The sequence below is a fragment of the Bacteriovorax sp. BAL6_X genome, from assembly GCF_000443995.1.
Classification (GTDB): domain Bacteria; phylum Bdellovibrionota; class Bacteriovoracia; order Bacteriovoracales; family Bacteriovoracaceae; genus Halobacteriovorax_A.
Map to the genome: position 1 here is coordinate 129,008 of NZ_AUMC01000003.1, position 14,964 is coordinate 143,971.

Below are 14,964 nucleotides of genomic sequence, written 5' to 3' on the forward strand. Positions count from 1 at the left end.
TGAATTAAATAAGTTAGAGAAATAATTTTTTTAAGGTTTGAAAATAATAGATTCCGTATTAGCTGGTCCTAATAAAGTATGTCTTAATTTCAATGGTGGTAGTATTGGTGAAGATGTAGAGCTTCTTCTTTATGCTTTAAAAGAATCTTATGCAGGGTCTATCGGACTTGATACTTCTGACTTTGAAGAGTTACTTAATCAAGTTAGTTTGTTACGAGAAGAAAAAGATAAAGAGACACTATACGTTTTGTTGAAAGAAGTATTTTCTAAAGTTAAAGATAACCATTTAAAAATATGGAGAACTCATGCCGAAAGATCAATTGGATCTGTTTCTCAAAAGTCATATGAAGTTGGTCGAAACGTTGCCGATGAAGAAGAAGTCGTTGTAAGAACAATTGAGGAAGAGAGTTACACATTAATTGGGCTATCTCACTTTCCCATGCCCAATTCTAATTTATGGAAAACATTTTTAAAAGATATTGAACTTAGTTTAGAGAACAGTAATTTTGCTATTATTGATTTTAGAGGAAATGGTGGTGGAAATGACTATTTTGGTTATAAGATGGCTGAATTATTTTATGACCAAAAATTCTTTCATCCGATTAACTCTCAACTAGTTTTAAATACTGCTTTAGTAAAATTAATACAATCAAATACATTTTACAAAAGAAATGAAGAGTACTTTGATAAGTTCCGTACTGATTTTTATGGCTTTAAGGCAGAATCAGATAGGGTGTTGAAGCATAATGATGGAGCCGGTGTAACCCAGTTAGATGGCAAAAGTTACAACAAACCAATTTATGTTTTAATAGATCGAGATTGTAAATCTAGTGGAGAAAGTACAGCTCTATGTTTTGAAGATCATCCTCAAGTTCAATATGTAGGACAAGCAAGTAATGGGTGTATTGAATTTGGTAATGTTGGGATTATTGTACTTCCATATTCAAAACTATGTATTCAGCTTTCTACCCATAAGAATATCTTTAGAGATAATCGTAACTTTGAAAAAATTGGTATTCGGCCTCATATAAAATGTGAATCAGGTCAAGATGCTTTGGATGTAGCAGTTCAAGATTATAGAAATAAAAAAGCCCCAGCAAAAAACTGAGGCTTTTTTCATGGTGGGACATTGATGTTTCTTTATGAACTTAGTGTCCTTAAATCATAATTTATTAAATATATTAAAATTTCAAATAAATTCGAAGATAGATTTATAGCGTCCATAAAAAAGAAGGGCGATCTCTCGCCCTTCCCGAACTAGAACTTGCTCAATATAATCAATAGATTAAGTAAGCAGATTACTAGTTCTACTAGCAATAAAAAATCCTCCATGGTTTCTCCCTATGGATGCTCATCATTGAGCAGGAGAAAGGACTTTTTATTGATTCTCTTTTCATGTTATAGTTTCTATACCCTTTCCGAATTAGGGTTCTATTAGCAATAGAAATTAGCCTCTGTTAGTCAGGGGCTTTTTTTATGCAAAGAAATAATCTCTTTAGAGTTTTCTAAGTTATTGAGTTTATTTTGAAATTTGAAAAAAGAGTCTAACTTTTGAAGTTTTTTAAGGAAAAATTATGAGAACCTTATTCTGTAAATCGCTTCTTTTTCTTTCGACTTTGTGTTCTCCTGTGAAGGGTGAATCTGTGGCCTATACTCCAACAAAAAGTGAAGTCGATAAGGCAAAAGAAATTGCTGTTGCCAGTGCTGAGTGGTTCGAATATACAACTGGAAAAATGAACACAAGTAAAATAGGTCAATGTGGAGATTATGCTCTTCGATTTGTTTTAGAATTTAATAGGTTTGTCGGAAAGAATGTTGCCCGTCTTGTTGTCGCAAACAATCCAATTGAAAGCGGTACCTATCGTGTAGGTGAGAAAGTAAATGTTAAAAAACTTGGTTTTAATGGTTTCGCTTCAGGTGCAAGTGGTTTCTTAATTTGGGATAATCAACTTTATCTATATCACCCTATAATTGGTGCATATCAAATATTTCTTGTAAAAGCTTGGACACCTAAAAAGCATTTTGGAGTAGACATGCTAGATAAGAGGCAAGTTCATGTTTGGGCATCTGTAGGAAAGATAAGTGTTGATCCAACTTACTATGACTTATGGCCAGATAGGTTTTCTACACCTCTAGGTAAAGATGAATAGCTATAAATTGAAGATGTGTGACTTGTTCTTCGCGGTCTCCTGCCCGCTCGAATTTGTTCGGCATCATTCTTAGAAATGGTTTCGTGGTGTGAGAGGGACGCTCTCTCGCTCACTTCGTGTTCGCTCGTCAGCGATGCTCGGCTTCAAATGCCATCGTGGCATTTGCCGCCTCAACAACTTGCTCCATGATCAAAACTTGAAAATCTTGAATATCACACGAATAAAAAAAGCCCCGGCAGATGCCGAGGCTTTTTTCATGGTGGGACATACAAGACTTGAACTTGTGACCACCCGGTTATGAGCCGGGGGCTCTAACCAACTGAGCTAATGTCCCATAAGTTGGTAATTTGAAATATAAATTTAACTAAGATTTAGTAATCTGGCTACAAAATTTTGCTATGTGGCAGTGGTGCGATGTGTAATTGGCGACAGTAGTCAAATACGCAAAACAATGAAATGATATTCTCATGACAAAATTTAGCAAGTATAGCTCAAATGGAAATGACTTCATTCTTATCGATAACCGCGATGGGAAGCAGGAAATTGGCAATACTCAAAAATGGCAGGACTTGTGTCAGCGCTGTTTTGGTATCGGTGCCGATGGAGTGGTCTTTCTTGAAAGTAGTGACAAATATGACTTTCATATGCGCTACCTCAATGCCGATGGCAATGAAGAGAGTATGTGTGGAAACGCAACTCGTGCTATCACTGATTTCTATCGCCGTACGACGCAAACAAAGAATACTGAGTTTAAATTTACCACGGGAAGTGGGCTCTACTCTTCGGGAATCGAAGGGGATATTATCTGGGTTCACATGGCCGTGATTAAAGATGCTGACCTCTATGACCTCTCTAGTAAATATGAAGACGCTCAGGATTCGTACTATATTAATACTGGTGTTGAACACAGTGTATTTATGGTCTATGACGCTCAAGAAGTTGATGTCGATACAGTGGGAAGACGTGTTCGCTTTGACGAAGATTTTCCTCGTGGCTCAAATGCTAACTTTATCAATCAAATTGATGAAGGAGAGTGGCGTATTCGAACATATGAACGTGGAGTTGAGGCCGAGACCTTTGCTTGCGGAACGGGAAATGTCGCCGCGGCCTGCATGCTCTGGGATAAAGAATACGAACATAGAGACGAAATAGAATTTCTAACAAATGGTGGTATACTATTTGTCAAAAGAGTCGATGGCTTCATCTATCTTGGTGGCCAGACAAAACTTGTCTATACTGGTGAATTTAATGATTAAAAAGTTTTTATTACTTCTCCTTTTATGTCTAAACACATATGCCACGATTTTTGTGGAAGTTGTGATGACTCATGAAAAGGACTTCGAGGGCCAAACAATTCTAATGAGTGAACTCCACTTTATTGAAAATATTCAACCAGAGAAGATGAGTCGATTTGTTATGAAGAGTAAAATTGATCTTCTTTTAAGTGGTCAATTTGTTGATAGTGAAGAGATCTATGGCCCAGGTGCGATGGTGAAAATTGAGGGGAGAGTCCTTTCAAAAACTCTTTCTAAAAGCTTTCAGCTAAACCTTAAGTTGGGGACTGAAGGAGATATTGTCTTTAGTGAGCCTGAACTTGGACAGAAAACAAAAATTAAAATCAAACCAGTAGTTCATTAATGTCAGAAGAAAATTTTGAAAGACTAGATAAGAAACTCGTCGAGCTTGGCCTCGTTGCGACTCGCAGTCGTGCTCAACAGCTAATAGGTGACGGCAAAGTAACTATTGCAGGTAAAGTAATCACAAAAACCTCATATAAAGTTTCAAGTAGTGATGACATTCAACTAAATGAGAGTAGTGAAGAAGTAGGCCGTGGCTTTCATAAAATTGCCGGCGCACTCGAGGCTTTTGATGTTGTCATCGAAAGTAAACTTGTTGCAGATGTAGGCGCCAGTACAGGTGGCTTTACGCAATTTTGCCTAAATCATGGAGCTATTAAAGTCTTTGCCATTGATGTTGGCCATGGGCAATTAGCACCAACTCTAGTTAGTGATACAAGAGTGGTAAATCTTGAAGGTACAAATGTAAGAGAGCTTCAACAACTAGAGGAAGCAGTTGATCTATGTGTTGTTGACCTTTCATTTATTTCCCTGAACTTAATTTGGAAGAACTTAGTCGATATTAGTAAAGATGATGCTGAAATGATCGTTCTTTTTAAGCCTCAGTTTGAGGTTGGAAGAGATGGTATTGGTAAGAAGGGAATTGTAAAAGATAGAAGTTATGTTCTTAGGGCCATTGAAGAAATGAAGATTCAATGTGAGGCCATGGAACTTGGGATTCTTGGCTTTAAGCCTTGTGTAATAAAAGGACGCAAGAGTGGAAATCAAGAATACTTTTTATATTTGAAAAAGAACACTAAATCTCTTCTTTCACTAGAAGAATTAAATAAAGAAGTTGGAGAATAAAATGAGAGTATGTGTATTTTGTGGATCATCAAGTGGTAAAAGCGAAACATATTTAAACTACGCAAAAGATTTAGGTGAGAAGCTTGTGGGGAATGGCCACTACCTTGTCTATGGTGGGGCCTCAATTGGTGTGATGGGGAAGATTGCTGATACGATGCTTGCTAAAGACGGCCATGTTATTGGTGTCATGCCAAAATCACTAATTGACTGGGAAGTAGGGCATCAAGGTCTGACTGAGTTCATTGAAGTCGATACAATGCATACTCGCAAAGAAAGAATGTATGAGCTTTCAGATGTCTTTGTTACTTATCCAGGTGGATTTGGTACTCTTGATGAATTATTTGAAATTACAACTTGGGCCCAGCTTCAATACCATAAGAAGCCAATTTACTTAGTGAATGTAAATGGTTATTTTGATCACTTAATTAAGCATATTGAAAATTCAGTTGCTGAGGGATTTATCTCGAAAGAACACTTTGAATTAATTACGATCTTAAATTCAAATGAAGAGTTAATGGAGAGGATCAATTAAGATCCTCCCCAAAATTTATTAATCTTGTAGAATAATATAAATATTTGGTTCGTCGATTTCAATTTTGTCATTTTCAAATCTTTCAAGCTCTTTGAAAATGGTACGACGAACATTAAACAGTCCGGCCTTTGCCTTATCAATTCTTATATTGACAATCTTGTTAGCGAGATCATAAGAAGAGCGTCCTTCAAACTTAACCTTAATTCCCTTTGAAACATTTCCTTTAAGGTGTCCTTTAAATTTACCACCACGGATATCAAGATTAAGATCATCAATCTCAACTGCACTACCAAGTGCTTCATATTCATTTGTTAAGTTATAAAAGCTTCTCTCATTACTTTGAAAAAAAGCATTTCCAATATTTAGGCTAAGAAAATTAAAACAATTTTGAATTAGCTGTTCATATTCATTTCCCTCTTTGCTTTGCTTTTGACATTCAAGACGAGTTCCCGTTAGACGAGTAGAGAAGCCTTCGCCATTTGCTTGAACTTGATTAAGATTTAGCCCAATATTAGTATCGCTATTATTGTAGTTGAGACTTGAGATTCCAATCTTTTCTGCATCATTGATTTGGAGTGACGAAAGGTCGAGTTCAAATGATTCATTATCTACTGAAAAGATAAGTGTTCCACCGTAGTTTTCTACTTCAAGACTTGGGTTGATAAAATCCCCAAAACCTTGGATTGATATTTCTTTACTCGCTCCTGTTCCTTTGGGACTAGTATAATTCGCATTTAACTGGCCGATCCTTCCTATTGGAAATGCTGGCTTTTCGTTAAGCTCATTGGCGTGGGCCGTGGAAATATTGGCGAAAATTAGGCAATAGGATGCCGCTATCATTTGACATGACTTCTTCAACATAAACAACTCCGTTTGATTGTGTGTGGTTATAGATAAAATCGGGTTAACCACAAGCATTACGTAGGTTTTGTCTTAATCTGATTTAAAAGGGTAAATAATGCCCCTTTAGTAACATGTAAGTATTTAAATTTATGTAATTGAACGTAATACCTGTTTAGTTAGGTGGACTATTCAATAGTCGGTTTTTTGTGCTAAAGTTCGCTAAATGTTCAAGAAAATTGCGCTACTATTTATTATTTCTCTCTTTGTCATAGCAGGTTATGTGCTAGCTCGTGTGCCTGTTCTTAATATTAATAAATTGGCCCAAGGCTATGTAAAGACTTCTGTAAAAGATGAAAGTGTTTCATATTTGGTAACAACTAAGAGGCCACGTAATTGGGCCTATCTAAGTGCAATGCCTAAGCATGTTTACTACGCCTTTATCGTTAGCGAAGATTGGTCTTTCTACGATCATCAAGGTGTGGACTTTAGACAAATTTATCACGCAGTTAAAGATCACTTAAATGGAGAGAAATTAAGAGGCGCAAGCACGATCTCACAACAATTAGCTAAGAATCTCTATACAAAAAGTGAAAGAAGTCTGGAGCGTAAAGTTTTTGAGCTCTTTACAACAATGTACTTAGAGGAAAAGTTAACAAAAGATCGCATCCTTGAAACTTACTTAAATGTCATTGAATTTGGAAAGGGGCTATATGGTATTAAGAATGCAAGTTGGTTCTACTTTAAGAAGCGTCCTGCTGATTTAAACCCAAAGGAATCTGCTTTCTTAGCAATGTTACTTCCCAACCCAAAGGTTTATTCTCAATCATTTCGTGATAAGAAGTTAACAGAGTATGCGTCAGCTACGGTGAACTCCATATTAAGAAAAATGAAAGTAACCAAGGCCATAAGTGAAGAAGAATTGTTGGCCTTTCAAAAAGAACACCTCTCTTTCGAAAATATAAAAGGTAGTGAAGGTGGTAGTAAGCTATTACTAGAAGAGGAATTCTTTGAGTTATAAAGACACCTTAGAGCAAGTTTATTCAAATACAGGTTTAGCACCTGCAAAGAAGCGAAGAGAGCTTCTTGTCGATCAAATGTTTGCCAATGAAGCATCAGGGCTTGATTGCTTAAATTGCACTGGTCGCTGCTGTACATTTGAAGCAAACTCAATGCAAATGACATCAGTTGAAGCCTTAGAGGCAATGGCCGTTCTGGAAGAAAAGAACCTTTTAAATGATGAAACAAAGAAAAGGTTAGAAGATTGTATTTCTGAATTTCGCCTTGATAAGTATATTCAAATTGGTCCTGGTGAGTATTTTAGAAAGTCCTATACGTGTCCATTTTATTTCTATCCAAGTTTTGGTTGTGGCCTTGGTGTCGATCATAAACCATATGGCTGTATTGCATTTAATCCATGTGAGGCAAGTCAAGAAGATGGTGGTAATTGTCAAAGTGATTTAGATATTCAAGAAAAACGAAATCTTCAATTTGAAAAAACAGAAGATCTCGCAGATAAATATTTGTTTGAACAATATAAAATTTCTCAATTAAAAGAGCCAATCCCAATTAAACTACTCGAAGTTTGGAAAAAAATTTAATCAGAAAAATTATAACGTAGTCCCATTACCATTGTTGTTACTTTAAAGTCAGTATCGTAGAGGAAATTTACATTAGAGCCTGAGCTATAGTGATAACCACCATAAATATAAAATCGTTTACTCACTGGGGCCTCAATATCCATTCCTAAAGTCCAAAGTAAGTAAGAGTCATCTTCTAAAACTTCACTATTACTATATTCACGATTAACATACTTGAATCCAAATAGAGGTTGAAACCACCAGAGCTTAATGGCCGTAGTTGCCATAATACCACTTTCTTTCAAATCTGTTTTGATCGTGCTTGATTCTAACTCATATGACGCTTCATCATATGTATTATGATAAAAAGACAATTTTGTTAACAGCCAATTCGTTTCTTCTGAAATTCCAATATGAAATCCTGTACCATCTGTTTTATATGGTCGAAGACTGACATCAGGAGAAAATAGGTTATCGATAGTTGTCTTTTCTTCATAAGTCGGCATTTGCGCACCAGCAACAATTCCATACTTTGCTGCACATGAAGTTAGAAAAATTAAAACTAAAATCGGAAATAAAACCTTCATACCTCTCCCTTAAATAAATAATAAATTCATTGTTAAGTATTATTAAATTTTATTTAAGAGAGAAAAAAATTCATTATATGTTGTTTAAAATAAGTTCTGATAGCGGTTTTGGAAGAATATTATTAGGAACTTTCATGATGATATGGCCGCCTTCTTTGTTTTGAAATTTACCAAAGCTGTCATCAAAACGAAACTCTGCATTCTCAAATGTACGCACATTGATATCATTTCCATTGACGTGATCTACGAAGGAAGATTCAAACTTAAGTTTCTCTAAAGACAACTCTTCATTCAAGATAAAGAACCAGTGATAAATATCTGCCTTTGGTGCATCATCTGCTAAACCCAACTTTTTTACTTCAATAACAGATACATTTTCATTCATAAAATAAAATAATGTTTCAAATTTTTTTTCCATAAAAATATTTTACTTTGCTAAAAGACGAAGAGTAAAGAAATTGGCAGGGATATTTGGTTAAGAATCAGATTAGGGAATTTATACGGTTAGACGTGTATTTGGGAATGTTCAAAAGATATATAAGAATGAATTGCTATAAAAAAGAAAGAAGAAGTGATTAAAGTATACTGAAACACATCATCTAACCGATATAAATCCTAAATCTGTTATGATAATAGCACTTATGTATACATTGTCAAATAAAAGTTTGAGTGATCGAACTGTTTTGTGAGTTATTTAAGTGATTGAAATTAAAAGTGAGTAGGACAACGCCTACTCACTCGTTTATTTTTCTAAGCTGCCTTATTGCCACCAACGAGGTCGATAACTAGCTTTACAATATCGTCTAGATTATCGGCTTGACCTTTAAGGTTTGCGGCCGATCGAGATGCTTCTTGTGCTGAATTGTTATTTTGTATAGTTGTTTCATCAATGAGTCTAATCGCATTTGTGATTTCATTCACACCTTGTGTCTGTTCGTTACACGCGCTTGCAATTTCTGTAATTTTTCCATTTACATTTTGTACGTTAAATACAATTTTATCGAGAACTTCTTTACACTGTCCGGCTTTTTGTCTACCAGCTTCTACAGTTTTAGAACTGCTATGTATAACTTCATTAACCATTGCTGTTGTGCCCGATACTATTGCTTCTACATTCTTAATTGATTCATCAATAAGTACTTTAATTTCATCTGATGCTGCTCCAGACATTGATGCTAGGGAACCAATCTCCTCTGCAACGACAGCAAAACCTTTTCCACTCTCTCCTGATCTTGCTGCCTCTACTGATGCATTGAAAGAGAGAAGTTTTGTTTGAAAAACAATATCGTTTATAACTTTTGTCTTATCTTCGATTTCTTTAATAATGTTTAAAATTTCTTGAATTTGAGCATTACTACTTTCCATCTTCTTCATTGCATCCGTATTACTATTAGATATATTTTCAATAGCATAAAGCATTTCATCTATAGTACGTTTTCCATTTTGAACTTCTAGTTCAGATTGTTCACCTGATTTTTTCGAGTCCTCTGCAAACTCAGTATTTCTTCGAATCATTGATGAAATTTCATCAACAGAAGCAACTGTTTCTTGAAGAGATGCCGCTTGTTCATTGGTTGCAGCTGATAATTGAGTTGATGTGCTATATGTAACTTTAGAACCATTCGCAACTTGTAGAGAAGTTTCTTTCAGCTGATTTGCCATAATTAGCAGAGGGTTTGAGACACTTGTTTTCAATACAAATGTAAATAGAGCACCGATAATAAGAAGGCCTATAAAACCAAACATAGCTTGATTTAAGAATACACTAAAAATATAATCATTTACATCATCTACATAGATTCCTGTACCTAGTACCCATCCCCACGGCCTGTATAGTTCAACGTAAGAGTATTTTTCAACAAATTTATTACTATCAGTCTTACTATTCCAGATGTAGTTTACAAAACCTCTGTCTTGTTTTTTTACGAGTGCGACAACATCGTTAAAGAGTGGCTTCCCCGCTTTATCGACAAATGTCTTAACACTTTTTCCTCTTAAGCTATTACTTGGGTGAACAATCATCCTTGGTTCAAGGTCATTGATCCATACGTAATCATCCATGTCACGGCCATAGCGTATATTTGAAATATAGTACTTTGATATTTCCTTCGCTTCTTTTAAAGAGTACTCACCAGCTTCTACCTTTTTATTCATAGACTCTAAGAAGTGATATGCGGTCTTTGTGACATCCTCAATTTGGTTTTTCTTCTCTTGTAGTAGAGCAGACTTTGTTGAGTTATATGAGTAAGTAATAAAGATTGAAGTAAAGATAACAAATGGTATCAATGCCATTAGAATTATCTTTGTGTTTAAACTAAGACTTTTCACTAATGCTTTCATAATTCTCCTGATTTTCTATACAATTTCTAAAGATTCTTTGTATAACTTCGGTAAAAGAAATATATTTGTTAGTGATGTTAATCAGTTTTTAAGTTGAATGAGCTAACAATTTTGTAAGTTTGAAATAGAAATTATTATATTTTATCTAAGCAAAACTAAAAAAGGTGATTTTCTAAATGAAAAATATTGTCAGGAAAGTACTCGCGGCCCTAGGCCTAGTTATCTCTGTAGTTTACCTACTAAATCCAACTGCTGGAGTAATTGAATTAATTCCAGATAACATTCCTTATATTGGAAACCTTGATGAGGCCGGTGCAGTTATGCTTTTTCTTTCTTGCTTAAAAATTCTTCGCCAAAGCTATCTTAGAGACTAATTTTCTCTGTTCCTTAATGTACTTAATTAAATGTAAAATTATAATGTGAACTACTTATTTAAGTAGTCTAAGTAATTTGCACTTTTGCGCCAAAAATCGACTAATTATTGTCCACTGTCTAATTACTAGACAGGTATTCATTTTTATCTAGCTGAAAGAGTGTTAAGTAGTTTGGCACCAGTATTGCTGTTATTTCAGTATGTTTACAATATAACCTTGAGTTAATCTATAGGAGAAATTATGAAATCACTTAAAAGTTTACTTATCGCAATGCTTGTCATGGGAGCAAATACTTATGCTGCTACATCTGGAACTCTTGTTTTAAAAGGGCAAGTTCCGGCCCAGTTGTCAATTAGCGTGACTGCTGAAGCAATGGCATCGGCGCTACCTCTAGATATTACTCAAGTCGATTCAAAAGTAGCTACTGTTAATGAGGTGTCGAATTCAAATAGTGGTTATACGGTTTCGTTTAGTTCTGCAAACCTAGGGAAATTAGTTCATAACTCTGTTTCTTCATCATCTATTAACTATGCTCTTAGCTACGATGGTAATGCCGTTGATTTGACAACGACAGATGTATTCACGTTTCCAACTGCTGCTAGTGTAAATGTTGATAAAGATTTGGCTATTTCTTATACAGGAGTGGATCACCAGAACCTTATTCAGGGTGAATATGCTGATACTGTGACTTTAACAATTGCGGCGAATTAATACTAAAGTTTTTTAGTCAGATATCCGAAAGGTAGGGTGATGAAGTGTATCACTCTGCCTTTTTTATTTTTTATTTCCCTTTTTTCACTTAGTTGTTATGCGAGTGAAGCGAAGGAGTTGCATTTAAGGGGAAGAGTGCCGGCATCGATAGTTATAGATGAAACAAAGTCAAACTCTCAACATGATGTTATTAGAGCAAATCTTGATAAAAACTCCTACGCTGTAAAAAAATCAGAAAAGAATGGTCATTCAATTATTGAAATTTCTTTTCATTAATACATCTTGAATAAAATTTGTGTATAATATATAAAACTAAGCTATCACGGAGGAAGCTTGAGGATACTTGTTCTATTAACAATTGCTCCACTTTTACTGTCATTTACCTTTAGACCGACGAGTCAAACAATAGATATAAGTAGTGGCCAAAAGTCCACTCAATTCCAAATTGAAAATACTTCATCAGAAATGATACCTGTTACTATAAATGTTCTTGAAAGAATCCAGAAGGAAGATGGTAGCGAGTCTTTGCCTAAGACAAGTGACGTGAGCGTTTTTCCTCCACAGCTAATTGTCTCGCCTGGGGATCGCAAAACTATACGTGTAGATTGGAAAGGTGGAAGTAATATTACTACCGAGAAAGTATTTCGAATAGTTGCTGAGCAAGTTCCGTTAAAACGTGGAAGTACAAATAGTAAAAATCGTGGCGGTATTAAGATGCTACTTAAGTATATGAATGTTCTTTATGTAACAAAGAAGGAGTTTCAGTCTAAGCTTGTAGCGAGTCATTATGAAGTTGGGAAAAAAATACGAGTTTATATCACCAATAAGGGGAAATCCCATCAATACTTAAAGAACGTAAGATTTGAATTTATAAAAGGTGATAAGAAATTATCAATCCCTGCTAAAGATATGATTAAACTAGATGGTCAAAATATTTTGGCCAATACTACAAGATTTTTTATTTTTGAAAATACGATAAATTTAAAAAATGGATATGAGTTAAGAGCATCTTTTGGTAAGTGATTATAAGTCAATTTTTCTTGTTATATTTTTGAGCCAGATTAGTCTGGTTTCGGTTTATGCTCAGTCTGAAACAGAGCTGTTTCGAAGTGTTTTTGGTGAAGTTAATTACGAAGCCCAGCTAGAGCTAATCCTTCACGGAAAATCTCTTGGAGATATTTCTGTAAAGCTTCAGGGTAGTAAATTAAAATATATTAATAGTACTGTGCTCAATGAAAAGATAAAAAGTATCGTTAAAGATAAAAATTACAAGCTAATTGATACTTCAAAAAAGTGGGCCTCTATTTCAACAATTCCTTATCAATTAAAATATGATGAGAAGGCACTACAAGTCGTTTTAGATATACCTGTTGAAAACTTAAAGTCAGTTTTCTATTCGTTAGAAGAAAATCCAAAAATTAAATACGCAGGCCAAACAATTGAGGCCGCACCATTTGCTGGTTCGATTAATTACCTTCTAGATAAACAAATAGGAGATTCTTATCTTGGCGGTGATTCTCTAACATTGAACATAAACTCTTTTTTAAATATTAAAAGCTACGTTGTGCAGATGAATGGTTTTTATGTTGATGATGAAGATAGTGATAAGGCCTATTGGACACGAAGGGATTTGAGTTTAACAAAGGACTTTGAATCGTTACGACTTCGAACAAGGTTAGGTGATACTACAACTGGTCGCTTAGGTTTTATGCAGTCAAAAGCAATTGGTGGTCTTAATTTAAGGAAACAATTCTTAATAAATCCTTATGATACTCCCTATACACAAGGTGAAAAAGAGTTTCAAATTGTTAGACGATCAAATGTTAGTACCTACGTAAATGGTACACTAGTGAAAAAAGCGATTTTGCCGGCTGGGAATTATCGGTTATCAAACCTACCACTTGTAAATGGAATCAATAATGTACGATTGGAGATTGATGACGGAAGTGGAGTGAAGCAATTATTAGAATTCAATATACCAACTTCATTATCTATTTTAAAAAGAGGTGAGTTTGATTATTCTTTAAGTGCTGGTAGAAAATCTGATGACTCTGGAAGAACTCGTCGTTATATCGATAATAACGATTTTTTTAGTGGCCTCATTCAATACGGTTTTACAGATCAGTTTTCAGCAGGTGCTTATTATCAAAAAGATGACCAATTTCAACTCAGTGGTCTCTATAATGGTGTAGCAACAGAGTATGGAAACTTCTTTCTTGGTAATGCCTATTCAGATTATAGGAATTTAAACGTAAGTGGTTTTGCAAACTCTTTGACTTGGCAGTTTCAGGATATTGGTGGTTACTTACTTGAGAATTTATCGTTAACGGCACGTTATGAACTTTTTGATGGCGATTTTAGAGCAACTGCTGACTATAGTAGTTTTTCACTTAAAAATAATTATCAAATAAACTTATCTTTTCCTTTTCTTAGTCGTAGCTCTATCAATCTCGGGGCGGGACATGGAGAGTATCAAGATTCTAAAAATGGCCATCGTAACTTTTTACGTGCTTCGGTGAATATTAACCCAATGAATAATCTTAATATAAACCTTTACGCAGCTAGAACAAAGGATTTAAATAATCCAACAAATCATTCTGTTTCAGCATTTGTAACTTGGTCTTTCCCTAACCATAATAGTTATATTTCAATGTTTAGAGACTTTGAAAATAAATCTAATAGAATTTCTTACACAAAAGATAATAGTAATGAGCTATATAAGCCTAGATATACAGTTTCTGTAGATGAGGATAAAATAAATAGCCGTTTAAACTTTAATGCTAGCATGCCAACACCAATGGCCGATTACTTTTTCAAGGCAGCCTATGCTCATGAAAAAGGTGGTGATGATTATAATCAAGTAGGTTTTGGAATTTCTACAACATCATTATTCGCATACGACGATGGTTTTGCTTATGCACAATCACGATCAAATACTAATAGCTTTGCTCTGTTTAAAACGACAGATTCTTTGAAAAATCAAAAACTCATTATCAAGTCAACTTCGGTCCATGCAGATACTCAAACTCCTCTCTTTGGTGAGCTTGCAATTACTGATATGGTTCCATATCAATACCGTGAAGTACAACTAGATCCAACAGCACTAAATTACGGAACAACGCTAGAGAAAGAGAAGTTTGTTCTCTACCCAACTTATCAATCAGGTCACCTCATTAATATTAGTGATAATGGTTTATTTAGTCTAAAGGGAAGATTAGTTCGTAATGGAAAACCTGTAGCTTTAGAAATTTGTCAATTAGGTGATAAGGTCTTCTTTACAGATAGAGAAGGTAGTTTCTTTGTCGATGGTATCGATTACAATGCGAGTTTGTTAAAAGTGAGTGGTAAGGAAGTAAAGTATATTTCAATTGCTAAAGACTCGCTTGGGATTATTGATATAGGCCTTATTGAGATAGAGGGAAAATAA

Annotated in this window: 17 protein-coding genes and 1 tRNA gene; 13 read left to right on the forward strand and 5 right to left on the reverse strand. The window is 34.8% G+C overall.

Annotation, left to right across the window (positions count from 1 at the left end):
- Positions 1-37: 37 nt before the first annotated feature.
- Together M902_RS00760 and M902_RS00765 are read left to right on the forward strand one after the other, a co-directional pair.
- A complete protein-coding gene (locus M902_RS00760; RefSeq protein WP_021265725.1) occupies positions 38-1,108 on the forward strand; it encodes a S41 family peptidase in 1,071 nt (356 codons plus the stop codon).
- A gap of 466 nt (positions 1,109-1,574) precedes the next feature.
- Complete coding sequence (locus M902_RS00765) at positions 1,575-2,150, forward strand: hypothetical protein (protein ID WP_040313687.1); 576 nt, start codon at positions 1,575-1,577, stop codon at positions 2,148-2,150.
- 257 nt (positions 2,151-2,407) lie between these two features.
- Here M902_RS00765 and M902_RS00770 read toward each other — a convergent pair.
- Positions 2,408-2,484, reverse strand: a tRNA-Ile gene (locus tag M902_RS00770).
- 133 nt (positions 2,485-2,617) lie between these two features.
- On the opposite strand from M902_RS00770, the gene dapF reads away from it, so the two are divergent.
- The 4 genes from dapF to M902_RS00790 are packed head-to-tail and all read left to right on the forward strand — an operon-like array spanning position 2,618 to position 5,105.
- Complete coding sequence (dapF, locus tag M902_RS00775) at positions 2,618-3,406, forward strand: diaminopimelate epimerase (protein ID WP_021266007.1); 789 nt, start codon at positions 2,618-2,620, stop codon at positions 3,404-3,406.
- Positions 3,399-3,788, forward strand: coding sequence for a hypothetical protein (locus tag M902_RS00780; protein ID WP_040313688.1), 390 nt, complete (start codon positions 3,399-3,401; stop codon positions 3,786-3,788). Before dapF ends, M902_RS00780 begins: the two co-directional genes overlap by 8 nt.
- Entirely contained in the window at positions 3,788-4,573 is a 786-nt protein-coding gene (locus M902_RS00785) for a TlyA family RNA methyltransferase (RefSeq protein ID WP_021266002.1), read from the forward strand. The genes M902_RS00780 and M902_RS00785 overlap by 1 nt, the downstream gene beginning before the upstream one ends.
- A gap of 1 nt (position 4,574) precedes the next feature.
- Positions 4,575-5,105, forward strand: a complete 531-nt coding sequence (locus M902_RS00790; RefSeq protein WP_021265908.1) for a TIGR00730 family Rossman fold protein — start codon at positions 4,575-4,577, stop codon at positions 5,103-5,105.
- Positions 5,106-5,123: 18 nt separating this feature from the next.
- Here the strand turns inward: M902_RS00790 and M902_RS00795 are convergent, their stop codons facing one another.
- Entirely contained in the window at positions 5,124-5,966 is an 843-nt protein-coding gene (locus M902_RS00795) for a hypothetical protein (RefSeq protein ID WP_021265913.1), read from the reverse strand.
- 205 nt (positions 5,967-6,171) lie between these two features.
- On the opposite strand from M902_RS00795, the gene M902_RS15625 reads away from it, so the two are divergent.
- Entirely contained in the window at positions 6,172-6,966 is a 795-nt protein-coding gene (locus tag M902_RS15625; RefSeq protein ID WP_021266127.1) for a biosynthetic peptidoglycan transglycosylase, read from the forward strand.
- Entirely contained in the window at positions 6,956-7,546 is a 591-nt protein-coding gene (locus M902_RS00805; protein ID WP_021265886.1) for a hypothetical protein, read from the forward strand. The genes M902_RS15625 and M902_RS00805 overlap by 11 nt, the downstream gene beginning before the upstream one ends.
- On the opposite strand, the gene M902_RS00810 is transcribed toward M902_RS00805, so the two are convergent.
- From M902_RS00810 to M902_RS00820, 3 genes are all read right to left on the reverse strand, one after another.
- Entirely contained in the window at positions 7,543-8,112 is a 570-nt protein-coding gene (locus M902_RS00810) for a hypothetical protein (protein WP_021266504.1), read from the reverse strand. The genes M902_RS00805 and M902_RS00810 overlap by 4 nt on opposite strands.
- 73 nt (positions 8,113-8,185) lie before the next feature.
- Entirely contained in the window at positions 8,186-8,497 is a 312-nt protein-coding gene (locus tag M902_RS00815) for a hypothetical protein (RefSeq protein WP_156979677.1), read from the reverse strand.
- Between the two features lie 365 nt (positions 8,498-8,862).
- Positions 8,863-10,452 carry a methyl-accepting chemotaxis protein gene (locus M902_RS00820; protein WP_021266457.1) on the reverse strand — a complete coding sequence of 530 codons (1,590 nt, stop codon included), beginning with the start codon at positions 10,450-10,452 and terminating at the stop codon, positions 8,863-8,865.
- Between the two features lie 176 nt (positions 10,453-10,628).
- Here M902_RS00820 and M902_RS00825 point away from each other — a divergent pair, with 176 nt between their 5' ends.
- From M902_RS00825 to M902_RS00840, 5 genes are all read left to right on the forward strand, one after another.
- Complete coding sequence (locus tag M902_RS00825; protein WP_021266104.1) at positions 10,629-10,826, forward strand: DUF1232 domain-containing protein; 198 nt, start codon at positions 10,629-10,631, stop codon at positions 10,824-10,826.
- Between the two features lie 240 nt (positions 10,827-11,066).
- Positions 11,067-11,537, forward strand: a complete 471-nt coding sequence (locus tag M902_RS00830) for a hypothetical protein (protein WP_021266020.1) — start codon at positions 11,067-11,069, stop codon at positions 11,535-11,537.
- Between the two features lie 135 nt (positions 11,538-11,672).
- Positions 11,673-11,813, forward strand: a complete 141-nt coding sequence (locus M902_RS16405) for a hypothetical protein (RefSeq protein ID WP_021265710.1) — start codon at positions 11,673-11,675, stop codon at positions 11,811-11,813.
- A gap of 57 nt (positions 11,814-11,870) precedes the next feature.
- Positions 11,871-12,560 (forward strand): molecular chaperone, encoded by a 690-nt coding sequence (locus tag M902_RS00835; protein WP_021266408.1) that lies wholly within the window; start codon positions 11,871-11,873, stop codon positions 12,558-12,560.
- A gap of 28 nt (positions 12,561-12,588) precedes the next feature.
- On the forward strand, positions 12,589-14,964 hold the full coding sequence (locus M902_RS00840) for a fimbria/pilus outer membrane usher protein (RefSeq protein ID WP_156979678.1): 2,376 nt from the start codon (positions 12,589-12,591) through the stop codon (positions 14,962-14,964).

Bases quoted from the DNA above. Each gene is read 5' to 3' on its own strand.
- dapF (WP_021266007.1), top strand. From the start codon at position 2,618: ATGACAAAATTTAGCAAGTATAGCTCAAATGGAAATGACTTCATTCTT.
- M902_RS15625 (WP_021266127.1), top strand. From the start codon at position 6,172: ATGTTCAAGAAAATTGCGCTACTATTTATTATTTCTCTCTTTGTCATA.
- M902_RS00785 (WP_021266002.1), top strand. From the start codon at position 3,788: ATGTCAGAAGAAAATTTTGAAAGACTAGATAAGAAACTCGTCGAGCTT.
- M902_RS00810 (WP_021266504.1), bottom strand. From the start codon at position 8,112: ATGAAGGTTTTATTTCCGATTTTAGTTTTAATTTTTCTAACTTCATGT.
- M902_RS00830 (WP_021266020.1), top strand. From the start codon at position 11,067: ATGAAATCACTTAAAAGTTTACTTATCGCAATGCTTGTCATGGGAGCA.
- M902_RS00825 (WP_021266104.1), top strand. From the start codon at position 10,629: ATGAAAAATATTGTCAGGAAAGTACTCGCGGCCCTAGGCCTAGTTATC.
- M902_RS00815 (WP_156979677.1), bottom strand. From the start codon at position 8,497: ATGAATGAAAATGTATCTGTTATTGAAGTAAAAAAGTTGGGTTTAGCA.
- M902_RS00820 (WP_021266457.1), bottom strand. From the start codon at position 10,452: ATGAAAGCATTAGTGAAAAGTCTTAGTTTAAACACAAAGATAATTCTA.
- M902_RS00765 (WP_040313687.1), top strand. From the start codon at position 1,575: ATGAGAACCTTATTCTGTAAATCGCTTCTTTTTCTTTCGACTTTGTGT.
- M902_RS00790 (WP_021265908.1), top strand. From the start codon at position 4,575: ATGAGAGTATGTGTATTTTGTGGATCATCAAGTGGTAAAAGCGAAACA.
- M902_RS00780 (WP_040313688.1), top strand. From the start codon at position 3,399: ATGATTAAAAAGTTTTTATTACTTCTCCTTTTATGTCTAAACACATAT.
- M902_RS00795 (WP_021265913.1), bottom strand. From the start codon at position 5,966: ATGTTGAAGAAGTCATGTCAAATGATAGCGGCATCCTATTGCCTAATT.